At 31.6% G+C, this 13,151-nt stretch carries 15 protein-coding genes; 10 read left to right on the top strand and 5 right to left on the bottom strand.

All coding sequences use genetic code 11. The features are described 5' to 3' along the window. Positions 1–102: 102 nt before the first annotated feature. Positions 103–801 (top strand): DUF1003 domain-containing protein, encoded by a 699-nt coding sequence (locus LNP27_RS13280; RefSeq protein ID WP_229942124.1) that lies wholly within the window; start codon positions 103–105, stop codon positions 799–801. A 27-nt stretch (positions 802–828) separates the two neighbouring features. Here LNP27_RS13280 and LNP27_RS13275 read toward each other — a convergent pair whose 3' ends face one another. Continuing rightward, complete coding sequence (locus LNP27_RS13275) at positions 829–1,119, bottom strand: DUF2752 domain-containing protein (protein ID WP_229942123.1); 291 nt, start codon at positions 1,117–1,119, stop codon at positions 829–831. Between the two features lie 92 nt (positions 1,120–1,211). Here LNP27_RS13275 and LNP27_RS13270 point away from each other — a divergent pair, with 92 nt between their 5' ends. Continuing rightward, on the top strand, positions 1,212–1,394 hold the full coding sequence (locus tag LNP27_RS13270; RefSeq protein ID WP_229942122.1) for a hypothetical protein: 183 nt from the start codon (positions 1,212–1,214) through the stop codon (positions 1,392–1,394). Further along, positions 1,387–1,938 (top strand): Smr/MutS family protein, encoded by a 552-nt coding sequence (locus LNP27_RS13265; RefSeq protein ID WP_229942121.1) that lies wholly within the window; start codon positions 1,387–1,389, stop codon positions 1,936–1,938. Before LNP27_RS13270 ends, LNP27_RS13265 begins: the two co-directional genes overlap by 8 nt. Before the next feature lie 140 nt (positions 1,939–2,078). On the opposite strand, the gene LNP27_RS13260 is transcribed toward LNP27_RS13265, so the two are convergent. Further along, positions 2,079–3,023 carry a hypothetical protein gene (locus tag LNP27_RS13260; protein WP_229942120.1) on the bottom strand — a complete coding sequence of 315 codons (945 nt, stop codon included), beginning with the start codon at positions 3,021–3,023 and terminating at the stop codon, positions 2,079–2,081. 203 nt (positions 3,024–3,226) lie between these two features. On the opposite strand from LNP27_RS13260, the gene LNP27_RS13255 reads away from it, so the two are divergent. Genes LNP27_RS13255 through LNP27_RS13245 form a run of 3 tightly spaced genes read left to right on the top strand, consistent with a single transcriptional unit; the run spans position 3,227 to position 6,123 of the window. Beyond that, positions 3,227–4,147, top strand: coding sequence for an EamA family transporter (locus LNP27_RS13255; protein WP_229942119.1), 921 nt, complete (start codon positions 3,227–3,229; stop codon positions 4,145–4,147). Positions 4,148–4,163: 16 nt separating this feature from the next. Continuing rightward, the gene (locus LNP27_RS13250; RefSeq protein WP_229942118.1) at positions 4,164–5,288 is read left to right on the top strand and encodes a cysteine desulfurase family protein; all 1,125 of its coding nucleotides are present in this window, start codon (positions 4,164–4,166) and stop codon (positions 5,286–5,288) included. A 16-nt stretch (positions 5,289–5,304) separates the two neighbouring features. Beyond that, the gene (locus tag LNP27_RS13245; protein WP_229942117.1) at positions 5,305–6,123 is read left to right on the top strand and encodes a hypothetical protein; all 819 of its coding nucleotides are present in this window, start codon (positions 5,305–5,307) and stop codon (positions 6,121–6,123) included. Here LNP27_RS13245 and LNP27_RS13240 read toward each other — a convergent pair. The 3 genes from LNP27_RS13240 to LNP27_RS13230 form a co-directional block, all read right to left on the bottom strand. Beyond that, the gene (locus LNP27_RS13240) at positions 6,091–6,384 is read right to left on the bottom strand and encodes a chaperone modulator CbpM (protein WP_229942116.1); all 294 of its coding nucleotides are present in this window, start codon (positions 6,382–6,384) and stop codon (positions 6,091–6,093) included. The two genes, LNP27_RS13245 and LNP27_RS13240, sit on opposite strands and share 33 nt — an antisense overlap. After that, positions 6,381–7,286: a DnaJ C-terminal domain-containing protein gene (locus LNP27_RS13235; protein ID WP_229942115.1), complete on the bottom strand. Its 906-nt coding sequence runs from the start codon at positions 7,284–7,286 to the stop codon at positions 6,381–6,383. Before LNP27_RS13235 ends, LNP27_RS13240 begins: the two co-directional genes overlap by 4 nt. Before the next feature lie 145 nt (positions 7,287–7,431). Further along, positions 7,432–8,586, bottom strand: a complete 1,155-nt coding sequence (locus tag LNP27_RS13230) for a phospholipase D-like domain-containing protein (protein ID WP_229942114.1) — start codon at positions 8,584–8,586, stop codon at positions 7,432–7,434. A gap of 662 nt (positions 8,587–9,248) precedes the next feature. Here LNP27_RS13230 and LNP27_RS13225 point away from each other — a divergent pair. Genes LNP27_RS13225 through LNP27_RS13210 form a run of 4 tightly spaced genes read left to right on the top strand, consistent with a single transcriptional unit; the run spans position 9,249 to position 13,149 of the window. Continuing rightward, complete coding sequence (locus LNP27_RS13225; protein WP_229942113.1) at positions 9,249–11,567, top strand: PAS domain-containing protein; 2,319 nt, start codon at positions 9,249–9,251, stop codon at positions 11,565–11,567. Positions 11,568–11,573: 6 nt separating this feature from the next. Further along, positions 11,574–12,302, top strand: coding sequence for a sensor histidine kinase (locus LNP27_RS13220; RefSeq protein ID WP_229942112.1), 729 nt, complete (start codon positions 11,574–11,576; stop codon positions 12,300–12,302). Between the two features lie 4 nt (positions 12,303–12,306). Beyond that, entirely contained in the window at positions 12,307–12,717 is a 411-nt protein-coding gene (locus LNP27_RS13215; RefSeq protein ID WP_229942111.1) for a response regulator, read from the top strand. A gap of 21 nt (positions 12,718–12,738) precedes the next feature. Continuing rightward, positions 12,739–13,149, top strand: coding sequence for a response regulator (locus LNP27_RS13210; RefSeq protein WP_229942110.1), 411 nt, complete (start codon positions 12,739–12,741; stop codon positions 13,147–13,149). The last annotated feature ends 2 nt before the right edge of the window (positions 13,150–13,151 follow it).

The following is a 13,151-nucleotide window of genomic DNA, read 5'->3' as shown; positions in this document are numbered from 1 at the left end:
ATTCTGGGTAAATAAGCTCATTTGTTAAATACTTTAAACTTTGCAGTATGAAAAAGTATATTGATTACATCTTTTTTTAAATTAGCTAATAAATAAAATCTCATGAATAATAATTTGACTTTTATAAGTGATGTATCTAAGAAAGAATTTCCAATAGCTGATAAAGTACTTGCGAAAACAGTGAGGAATCCAATATTATCACTCATTAAAAATGATTTTCCCGACTTTAAAGAAGAGGACTGCCTCTCTGTAAGCGAACTCCATTTATACAGAGAGAAATACATTTCTAATTATCTGTCTGTTGAAATAGGAGAGTTATCTAATTTAGAAAATAAGGTTGTCGATGCCCTGAATGAAGATGTATCTCTGGTTAATACTGTAGAAGATGAAATTGGAATTCGAACATTTGGGCAAAAGATAGCCGATAGAGTCGCTGCTTTTGGCGGTAGCTGGAAATTTATAATCCTATTCGGATTTTTTATTTTACTTTGGATTGCCGCTAATATTTATTTGTTATTAAATAAAGGATTTGATCCCTATCCATTTATTTTGTTGAATTTGATTTTATCTTGTTTAGCTGCACTTCAAGCTCCAGTAATTATGATGAGCCAAAATCGTCAGGAAGAAAAAGATCGCGATAGAGCAAAGAAAGATTATATGATTAATTTAAAATCAGAACTTGAAATCAGAATGCTTCATGAAAAGTTAGATCATTTAATTATGCATCAACAAGAAGAGTTAATAGAAATTCAAAAAGTTCAAATCGAAATGATGAATGATATTTTATCAAGGATTAAATAAGAGTTCGATTTCAAATCAGAAACAATTTTAATGGTAGTGTTTGAAAAAATAACCTACTACCATAAAAGCGCCATTTATAAAAGCAGAAACCATAAGTGATTTTTTATAATTTCTGTTGGTGTCTATAAAATTTAAACCTAAAATTCCAAGAAATAAAAAGGTAGTAAGGAGTGCTGGATACATCTTAAAAGATCCGGAAAAATCACCTTGCAAAAGCATCACTAAACTACGCTGAAAACCACAACCCAAACACTCTATTCCAAATAGAGTTTTGCTTAAACAAGGGAACATATATTTCTCTAAAATCAATGTTTTCATTTTGTACAATTTTACAAAAAAAATAACTAACGATCGAAATAAAAAACGGGTAATTTTAAATTCATTACTTTTGGAATCTGATATGAAATAAAATGAAAAAGTTTATAATACCGATAATGGTTATTGCCATATTTGTTGCTTTGTACCAACAGGCGAGTAACGAAAAAAATGTGTACATCATGGTCATTGCAATTATAGTTTTTATGATTGGGATGATGAAGCTGAGTGCTAAAACGCCGAGTAAAAATCAAGATAAAGAAGACGATCATGTTTAGTAAAGGAGATAAAGTTTCAGTACTTGATGAAGCTATGAATGGGGTAGTGTTGTCAGTGAAAGATAACCAAGTAACTATCGAAACTGAAGATGGATTCGTGATGACATTTTTTGTCAATGAATTGATTAAAATTCATGTTACCAGTAACTTAATGGATTCTATTAAAAGAGTTAATGTAAGTGAGTTGTCAAAAGAGAAAGAGATTCCAAAACCGAGAAGTTTTGTGAAAGAGAAGAAATCTAAACATGAAATACCAGCGCCAGAGTTCGATTTACACATTGAAAAACTGGTGCCAAACAAACGAGGAATGTCTAACTATGACATTCTAACTTTACAAACTGAAACTGCAAAACGCCACATTGAATTTGCAATAAGAAACCGAATACCAAAGATTGTTTTTATACATGGTGTTGGCGAAGGAGTCCTAAAATCCGAGTTAGATTTCTTATTAGGACGTTACGATAATATTGCTTTCGCTGAAGCTAATTATCAAAAATATGGTCAAGGCGCAACCGAGGTCTTCATCAAACAAAGTGCGATGTAAGTCGTCTTTCTATTTTTATAACTCAACATAAAAGATCCGATTTTAAATGAATTTCAATTAGAAAAATCATTTAAAATCGGATCTTTTTTTTAGGTAAAAAGCAGCATCAAAAAGATGCTGCTTTTAGCTATTTATTTCGATTAATTTGTCGTTAATAATTCGCCATAAATGTAATTATCACCTAATAGAAAATCGCTATTTCCTTTCTGTAATTTTGCCTTTTTGATAACCACAGTATGCTTAAAGCCGTTCCCATATACAGTGGTTGTTACTTCAATAATACCACTATTATTTGTCACGCCAGGAACCGCAATCCATTCTTCATTTATCGCTGGAGTAGTTGGGTATGTAGTGTTGCAAAAGTAATCGTCAGTTAATAAACCAGAGAACAATCGGTATGTTAATTTGTTTTTCGTGTCACTTATCAATCCTATTCTCGGAGTATTTAGCGGTGTTGCAGCATTAACAATTAGAGTTTGATCTATATCAAGAATCAGCGCTTCGCTGCTATTTTTATCGTACAAACGTTTTGAAATTGAGCATTGCTTTAACACTTTAGTAAAAGCCAGTGGCAAAGCCGTAGCGCTTACAACGTAATCACCAAAAGTAAAAGTTTCATAAACTTGCGTTCCGTTTGATTTACTAAACGTTATGTTTTTAAAAGTTATATTATGATTGTAACCTGTAATCCTTGAACTGTTATCTTTTGTATCGTTAGTTTTAACAGCAGTAGTATTTATAACTATTTTTCCACCGCTTGCAGTCCATTGATCTGTTACTGTAGGGCTAGCTGGCGGAATGCTCTCGCAAATAGTTGCTCCAGTTACTTTATTATTGTAAAAACGATAAATCACACGATTCGACCCGCTGATGTCTAGTGTTTGCGTTGTTGTTTCTGTTGGAAAAGTAATACCTGTTGCTTCAAAAATTAAGGATTCATTATCTTTTAATTTATAAAGTAGCGGGTTTGTAGTGCATTTTTGTACGGTCACAGCATCAAAACTGATATCTTCTTGAGTTAAATCTCCGTCATCACAACTGTTTAATAATAAGGCAAAAGCCAATAAGCTTAGTATTCGTTTCATTTTTATAATATTTGTAACAAAAGTAGAATTTTTAATTTGTTCCAATTACATTCCCGTTTAAAAATAGCTTATTTAACAGCATATTGTGTTTTATGCTTTATTCGGTTTTTAAAAACACGATGTACTTTCTACTTTGACAGATCAAATTATGCTATTCTAAAGCGGATTGAAAATCGTATATTTGCGCGAAATTAACACTGTCTATGAGACTTAATAAATATTATTCGGCTGCTTTTTTAGCTTTTTTCATCTGGGGTTTTTTTAGTTTTGCTTTAAAGCCTTTACATAATTATCCTTCGTTAGATATTCTATTTTATCGGGTATTTTTTAGTGTAACAACAATGCTGTTAATTAATCTCGCTTTTAGGAGAAATGTAATTAGAAAAGACTGGAATCATTTTAAAAACAGCTCTATTAAAGAGAGAAAAAGCATCGTAGCTTTGACCCTTGGAGGAGGATTATTTCTTACCTTAAATTGGTTTGTTTTCATTTATGTTGTCAATCATATCAGCGTGAATGCGGCTTCCCTAGCGTATTTGATTTGTCCTATTCTCACCACAGTTTTTGCTTTCTTTATTCTAAAGGAAAAATTGAGTAAGTGGCAATGGGTGGCTGTAATGATTAGTCTTTTTAGCTGTGTTTTACTTTCATTCGGTCATTTTCATGATATATTTTACAGTCTGATTGTCGCTGCAACTTATGCACTATACTTAGTGAGCCAAAGAAAAAATAGCGAAATTGATAAATTTTTAGTACTTACTATTCAACTGGTTTTCACAGCAATTGTTCTTCTTCCTTTTTATCCAAAGTATAGTGGTGCAATTCCTATAGAGCCTTTGTTTTACGGATGTATGTTATTCATTGTTGCACTGTTTACAATCATTCCGTTATTCTTAAACCTGTATGCTCTTAAAGGAATCAACTCTTCAGCAGTAGGAATTATGATTTACATCAATCCAATAATTACGTTCTTAGTAGCTATTTTTTATTATAATGAACAAATAAGTGCTATTCAAATATTTTCGTACTTCTTAATCTTTATTTCGATATTGATTTATAATGAAAAGGCATTATTCGCTAGAAAATTAAAAGTAGTCCGATCAGAAATTAAGCCTTCTAATTAATTTATAATACTAATAAATGAAAAAAGTATATCTTGATAACGCATCAACAACTGCTGTGTATCCAGAAGTAATTCAAGAAATGACAAAGGTTTTAACTGAGGATTATGGAAATCCATCATCCACTCACAGCTTAGGGCGTAAGTCTAAAAGTATTCTCGAACTTTCTCGAAAGTCTATTGCACAAAATATGAACGCTACTGCACAGGAAATAATTTTCACTTCTTGCGGCACAGAAGCTAATAATTGGGTTCTTCGTTCAGCGGTTAAAGATTTGAAAGTAAAGCGCATCATTACGAGCAAAATGGAACATCACGCTGTTTTGTATACTGCCTTAGTATTAGAAAAAGATTTTGGTATTCAAATCGACTATGTGCATGTAAAACCAAGTGGCGAAGTGGATTTGACACATTTAGTGGAGCTACTTTCGCAGGAAACGAAAACATTAGTTAGCTTGATGCATGTAAATAATGAGACTGGGACTGTATTAGACTTAGAGCGAGTTGGTGTTATTTGTCAAGAACATAGTGCGTTATTTCATTCAGATACTGTTCAGTCTGTTGGTAAAACAGCTATTGATTTGCAAAAACTCTCAGTAGATTTTATCGTAGCTAGTGCTCATAAATTTCACGGTCCTAAAGGTGTTGGTTTTGCTTTTGTACGTAAAAATTCAGGATTGCAACCTTTGTTTTTTGGAGGAGAACAAGAAAAAGGTTTGCGAGCAGGAACCGAAGCTTTGCATCAAATTGCTGGTATGGCAAAGGCATTATCTCTTTCTTATAACTGTTTAGAGGCGCATCAAAGTCATATTTTAGATTTAAAAAAGTATCTTATATCAAAATTAGAATTAGAATTTCCAGATCATAAAATTAATGGTGGTTCTGATGCTTTTTATACTATTTTAAATGTTTTATTGCCTTTTTCAGAAGCTAAGACAGCGATGATTTTATTTCATTTAGACATGAAAGGTATTGCCGTTTCTAGGGGAAGTGCTTGTCAATCAGGGAGTATAAAACCATCCCATGTTTTACTCGAGATTTTGTCAGAAGAAGATTTAAAGAAGCCAAGTTTACGCATATCGTTTAGTCATTTCAATACTAAAGAGGATATTGATATATTAGTAGAAGCTTTAAAAAGTATTTAGAAAAAACGACTTATTGATGAATGATAATTTAAAAATATTGATTGTTAGTGAAATTAAAGCACTGTTTGAACTAAAAAAAACAGAACGGCTTTGGCATATTCCAGTTTTAGCATCATTATGTGTTGGACTACCATTGCTAGCAGGCTATTATTTTGGTCGACTAGATTATGGCATATTAGCTTGTTTGGCAGGACTTGTTATTTTATATATGCCATCCACTTCAGTGGCTGACCGTATGATTACTCTATTAGGTTGCTCGTTTGGTTTTATGATTTCCTTTTTTATAGGAATTTGTTTTAGCTTTAATCCAATTATTTCTTCAGTAGTAATGGGATTGTTTGCGATGACCATAAATTGGATTCTTAGTTACATAAAAATGAAGCCTCCAGGAGGTTTCTTTTTTATTATGATTGCTTCTCTTGCAAGTTGTATGCCGTTTAATTTGGAAACAATTCCACTTCGTGTGGGCTTAATTGGAATGGGAGCCATGCTTGCATGTACACTTGCCTTTGCTTATAGTTTGTTAAGTGCTAAAAAATATCCTCTTAAAAAAGAGCTCATTATTGTTGAAAAGAATAAGAACACCACTCTTTTTGAATCTGTAATTGTGGGAGTTTTTATATTTTTATCGGAAGTTGTATTGGAGCTATTGGAGGTTGGTTCTTGCATCACGAACAATTACGTCAAAAAGCTGAAAATCAAATACGAAAAGCTAAGACGCCTATTTCAAAAAAGTAAAAAAGGAGCTACTGAATGTGTTTTTTTAACTATAAATTATGTTTTTTTAATTAAAAGGCTCGTTTTAACTTTCGTACAACCGCAACCTGTTTTTTAGGGCAATTACTTCTTTTTGTAGTGAATCCATTTTTTGTAACAAATTAAAAATCACATCAATTCCTTCGATGTTCACTTCTAAGTCTTGATGTAGATGTATTATTTTTTCTATTTTGTATATAGAATCTAAATCAATATAAGCGGTAGTTTCAAATGTTGTTATTTGCAACAAACCCATTTCACTGAGATTTACAAAAAATGACATCTCAAGTTCGTAATGGGAACACAACTCGGGGATTGGTATCAAATTTTCTAAATTCATGAGGTTCTTAATTTAGCGAGTTCAGTGAATAATTCTTTTTCTTTTTCAGACAAATTTTTTGGAATTTGTATTTGATAGGTGAGATACAAATCGCCAAATTCTCCTTCTTTTTTGTAAACGGGGAATCCTTTTCCTTTCAGCTTTACTTTAGTTCCATTTTGGGTTCCTGGTTTTACTATCAGTTTTACTTTTCCATCAAAGGTATCTGCGGTAATTTCTCCTCCTAATATAGCAGTATATATATCGATATCTACGCTAGAGTATAGATTGTGTTTTTCTAATTTAAAATTAGTGTGATTTTCAATAGAAAATGTAATGTATAAATCGCCTTTAGGTGCATTAGCAGAACCTTCGCCACCCAATCCACTTATTTTGATCTGCTGTCCGTTTTCTACTCCAGCTGGAATTGTAATTCGGATATTTTTTCCATTTATGGTTAGTGTTCTTTTGTGTGCGGTATAAATATCTTTTAGATCTAATTGCAGTTCAGCATTAAAATCCTGACCTTTAAATTGTGCATTTCTGCGTCCTCCACTACTGGAAGATCGACCACCAAACATGGATTCAAAGAAATCAGAGAAATCACCTTCGCCGCTGAAAGATGAACTGTCAAATCCTCCTTGTTGTGGATTACCTTGATAATGACGTTGCTGTTGGAATTTTTCAAATTGTTCTCCATGTTGCCAGTTTTCGCCGTATTCATCATATTTTTTACGATTTTCTACGTGACTTAGCACTTCATTCGCTTCATTTAATTCCTTGAATTTTCTTTCAGCTTCTTTGTCATTGGGATTCAAATCAGGATGGTATTTACGAGCAAGTTTACGATACGCCTTTTTAATTTCGGCTTCAGTTGCTTTTTTGTCTACTTCAAGTGTCTTGTAATAGTCTATGAACGCCATTAGATTTTTTTTTAAGTTGAAGTTAATTGGTTTACCTTAAAAACTAGATATATATAAAGTAGTAACATAAAGTCTATAGTGTCAAATTTAATCATTTTTTTTATGTAAAACCGTACTAAATTGCTTTATTACAGTTAAATATAGGTTAATGATAAAAACGTTTATAGGGTGTGTAGGTAATCAGTATTTCGATAATTCTAGTAATCCCGTACGAAATTAAATTAATAAATTTTGTCATTACACTGTTTTTTGCTTTTAGCGATTCTAGGGTTATATTATGACATTGTAAGATGATTTCGTTGAGGTGTTCGCGAAACATAATGGAAAAAGATTCAGAATTTATTTCGACATTAGTTTCCAGACTACCATATGAACTTAAATTGTTCAGGTTAAATGAGCCTATTGTTGACCATTTGCCATCAATAACGGCCACTTTTCCATGCAAAACAGATTCGTCCCATTCGTACAATTCAATATTGTATTTGAGAAGTTTTTCGTAAAGAAAGCAAGTTGCTCGTCTTGTTAGCGGAAGATCTGATTTGCCGGATAAAATTAATTTGATAGCCACTTTATTTTTAGATGCTTTTTTCAAAGCTTGAATGATGCGGATTCCGGGAAGAAAATAACTACCTACAATGATGATTTCTTTTTTTGCATTTCGTATCGAGTGTATGTAGGAATCACAAATTTGGTCTTTTCCTTTTAACCAATCATTCTGAAGGATGCGAATAGAAGTGTCCTGTTGCATCCCAAATATAAATCTTAGTTTCTTGTCTCTTAGCTTTCTTTTTTTTAAGTAAATATCGCTACAAAGCTGTTTAAGAGGTTTAGCAACTTCGCCTTTTAATTGAACAGCATAGTCCAACCAAGCTTTTTCTGTTGTAGTACCTTGGTATTTATTAGCGATATTTATTCCGCCAATTAGTGCAATTTTTGCATCGACAACTACAATTTTACTGTGAAGTCTTCGACCAAGATAAAAGGAATAGGTTGAGAATAAAGGAGCGAAAAAGCGAATATTGATCCCCGTTTCTTTTAGTTGAATTATCTGTTCTGAAGGAAACGATAAAGATCCTAATCCATCCAAAACTATATAAATAGCAACCTTCCGGAGAGCAGCTTCCTTTAATGCAGTGATAATTTTTTTGCCTGTCGTATCATTTTCAAAAAGATACATTAGAATATAAATCTCAACGTGTGCTCCTTGTAGGATAGCTTCTAAACGGGCAAAGTAATCTTCGCCACTGTGCACTAACTCCAGATTGTTAGGAATAATAAAGCTATCGTCAGTTTTTATCATACTCAATATTTATTCTAACTAATTAATGAAAAAAACATAGTGTTGTTTAAAATTAAGCAGCAAACCAAAAAGAATTTTATTCTCCTATTAGAAAATTTAATCCCTTCAACTTTTCTTTTAAAAAAAATATAAAATATGCTCTTATTTAGTTTTAGAGACGCATTATGTCTTGCATGGAAGAATTATATGCGATTCATTTAAAACAAAAATGCTTTGTAAATTTAAATAATAAATATGTATGATGTTAAAAAGTTTAGTTTAATCGTTTTAATTGCTTGTTTAAAAGCGTTTTAAGTTTTGATTTCAATTTTTTGTTACAGTTGTCAGATTAGAAATCAAAATAGAATAATAAAAATCAATTTATATTATCTGCAATTTTTATTTTGATCAATCTAGATTTACTTAATTGATAATGAGTTTGTTCTAAACTGATTTAGTTTTTTTTAGGTAAGCAAGGTAAATGCAATGGCTCCTTTTTAGGGTTTGCTCAATTTTAACGGGCTTAAGGACTGTTTGCTACAAAAATAATTTTAATTTTGTCTGGCAAATTAATATTTTCTTAAAATACGAATTAGAATTGAATTGTAGCAAAAAATTAATTCATTAACCATCAAAAAATTATTAATTCTTAGCTAATATTGAGAAAATTAAAAGCCCTCTTAATGAAAATATATCCTACACCTACTAATGAAACTGAAAGACTCAAAGCACTTAAAGCATATTCCGTTTTAGATACTTTATCTGAGAAAGAATACGATGCCATTACGCAGCTTGCCTCTTATATATGTGACACTCCTATAGCGTTAGTTAGTTTAATAGATGAAGAACGGCAATGGTTTAAATCAACCGTTGGCTTAGAAGCTAGTGAAACTCCAAGAAACATATCTTTTTGCCAATATACAATTATGGGCGATGATATTTTTGAAGTGGCTAATGCGCTAGAAAGCGAATTGTTTTCTGAAAATCCACTTGTTACGGGTAATCCTGACATTCGATTTTATGCTGGAGCACCACTTCGTAATAAAGAGGGATACAATTTGGGCTCACTTTGTGTAATTGATACCAAAGCAAGGAGTCTTACTGATGATCAAAAAAAAGCGCTCCAATTGCTAGCTGCTCAAGTAGTTTCTTTATTGGATTTACGTAAAAAAAATTCTGATTTCCTTGACTCTCAGAAAGAGTTAGATAATTTTATTGAACTTTCTGTAGATTTAGTTTGCATCGCAAATGTAGACGGGATGCTTTATAAAGTAAATCCAGCTTTTACTACTGTTTTAGGCTATTCTAAAGAAGAGCTTGCAGGATCCTCTTTTATGAACTTAGTTCATCCAGATGATTTAGCAATGACTTTCAAGGAAGTAGAAAAACTAGCGCAAGGTGAGATGAGTATTAGTTTTGAAAACCGTTATCGTTGTAAAAATGGTGATTATATAGTTTTGAGCTGGAATACCTCACCAAATCCAGTGACAGGCAATTTATATTGTATTGCCCGAAATATAACTAAAGAAAAAATTGCAGAACAAAATTTAATTGATGGTAATAATTTACTAGAAGAGTCACAGCGAATTGCAAAAATTGGGAGTTGGAAATTTAATTTAACTACCAATGATCTTGTTTGGTCTGACGGTCATTATCGTATTTTTGAAATGGATAAATTGCCTTCTAATGAACTGTATAAAACCTACAGAGATTTAGTACATAAAGATGACTTAATCAAGCTAGATAAGGTAAATGAGAAGGCTTTGAAAACCGGCGAAAATTTCAAAGTGAAATATAGAATTGTACTTCCTAATGAACGAATAAAACATATTTTAGAGATTGGGCAACCTTTTAAAAATGAAAAAGGAGAAGTAATTGAGTTAAAAGGTATTATTCAAGATATTACCGAGATAACGGTAGCTGAAAGAGAAATTACACAAAAAACTAAAGAAATTAAAGATATTAGATCAGCTCTTGACGAATCAGCAATTGTTTCTATTTCTGATCAAAACGGATTACTCACTTTTGTAAATGATAATTTCTGTACTGTTTCTAAGTATTCTCACAATGAACTGATAGGTAGAGATCAGCGAACTATTACCGGATATTTCTCTAAAGATGGAACTAAAGAAATTTTGAATACTATTGTACAAGGGAATGTGTGGAAGGGTGAAATTAAAAATTCAGCTAAAGACGGTTCTTCTTATTGGGAAAAGATGACTATCGTTCCTTTTTTAGATGAAATGAACAAACCTTATCAATACATTTCAATAAGTACAGACATAAGTGATCAAAAGAATGCAGAAGAAAATTTAACTGATGCACTGGTAAGTCTTGAAAAAAAGAACAAGGAACTCGACGAATTTGCTTACGTAGTCTCGCATGATTTGAAAGCTCCACTAAGAGCAATTAACAATCTTTCAGAATGGATAGTGGAAGATATGCCAAATATGCCACAAGATGTCATTTCAAATTTTGATTTGCTTCGCGGTAGAGTTTTGCGAATGGAAAACTTAATTAACGGTGTTCTGGAGTATGCACGTATTGGTAGAATAGCTCTCGAAAAAGAAGATATAGATTTGAAAGAGTTGTTAGACCAGATTATTGATTCTATAGTTCCAAAAGAAGGTTTTGAAATAAAAGTGAGTGATAACTTTCCAGTCATTGAATCAGAAAAAATACTTTTGCAACAAGTTTTTAGCAATTTGATCAGTAATGCGGTAAAATACAGTAATAAACCTGTAGGTGAAATAGAATGTATCTATGAATCGTTACCTGATTATCATCAATTTACTATAAAAGATAATGGTCCTGGAATTGCCGAAGAGTACCATGAAAAAATATTCAAAGTATTTCAAACTATTGAAGCACGAGATGTAAAAGAAAGTACTGGTGTTGGTTTGTCTATTGTCAAAAAAATCGTTGAAGAAAAAGGAGGAACTATACATATTGAATCGCAAGAAAATAAAGGATGTAGTTTCATTTTTACATTCCCTAAATAATTATAAATGGAGCAGTCTGAAAAAAATACACAACAGGAATTAATAGCCCTTAAAAAGGAGTTTGATGATTTCGTCTACATAGTCTCACATGATATAAAATCACCCATGAGAGCGATTTCAAACATTGCAACTTGGATAGAAGAAGATCTTGGTGAAATAGCGAATAAAGACGTCAAAACTAACTTAGATTTACTAAAAAATAGAGTGAATCGTCTGGAAAGCATGATGAATGGCTTGTTAGAACTCTCTCGTGTGGAAAGAACGGATTTGGAGTTTTATGAAGTGAATATTCCCAAAATGATGAGTAGTTGTATCGACTTATTTAATAATGATTCAAATGTAGAATTTAGCATAGCAAGTAATCTAATTAACGAAAACTGCGTAACTTTAGGCTTAAAATTGCAAAAAGTATTAAGTAATTTGATTGATAATGCCATTCAATTCAACGATAAGGAAAGTAAAAAAGTAGCGATTTCGATTATAGAAAACGAGAATGATTATCAAATTATAGTTGCGGATAACGGACCTGGAATACCAGAGGATGTTGCTCATAAAATTTTCACTATTTTTTATACCGTTAGTTCTAAGGATGTTGTTAACACTACTGGTGCAGGATTAGCCATAAGTTGTAAGATCATGAAATTAGTAGGTGGAGAGTTAAAATATACAGCAGGTATCGATAACGGTTCTGTTTTTACACTAAATTGGCCTAAAATAATAACATTAAAAAAATAATATTATGAACCAAAAATTGGTAAATATTTTATTAGTCGAAGACGATGAAGTAGATGTAATGAATGTAAAAAGAGCATTCTCTAAAAACAATATAATGAATCCGCTTTTTGTTGCCGGAAATGGAATTGAAGCACTTGAAATGTTAGAAAGTAAAATTATTCCTTTGCCTAAAATCATTATTTTGGATATCAATATGCCAAAAATGAATGGAATTGAGTTTCTAAAAATAATGAGAGAAAATGAAAAGCTTAAAAATATATCTGTTTTTGTGATGACAACATCTAATGAAGACAGTGACAAGATAAATGCATACAATCTGAATGTTGCGGGTTATATCCTTAAACCGCTTTCTTTTGAAAAATTTTTAACCTCAGTCGCTACTCTTAAAAACTTTTGGCAATTGTGTGAAATGTAATTGGCTTAATTCATTTTTATTATGAGAAACACAACAATTCTGCTGATTGATAATCGAAAAACTATTATCGAAACTATTAAAAAATCTTTTCTGGAAGTTAAGATTAAACATGTACTATTTACAGCAGCAAATGAAAATGAGGCATGGTTGATGCTAGATGGTTCTCATAAATTAAATCCAATTCCTAAAATTATATTGATTGATGTGAATAGTACAAATAATGAAGGAATTGATTTTTTGAAAGCAATACGAAATCATCCTGATTTAAAGTCAAGTTTAGTTTTTGTAATCACTGATTCAAAACAAGAAATAAATAAAGAAGCTGCTTTACAATTGAATATAGCTGGCTATATTCATATGGTATTTGAAAGCGGTAAATTGAATCCTTCTTTTTCGATATTGAATGACTACTGGAATATCATTGAGTTTTAGAT

It is taken from the genome of Flavobacterium galactosidilyticum, from assembly GCF_020911945.1.
Classification (GTDB): domain Bacteria; phylum Bacteroidota; class Bacteroidia; order Flavobacteriales; family Flavobacteriaceae; genus Flavobacterium; species Flavobacterium galactosidilyticum.
Note: the sequence above shows the minus strand (reverse complement) of the source record. Positions and strands in the feature narration are given on the sequence as shown.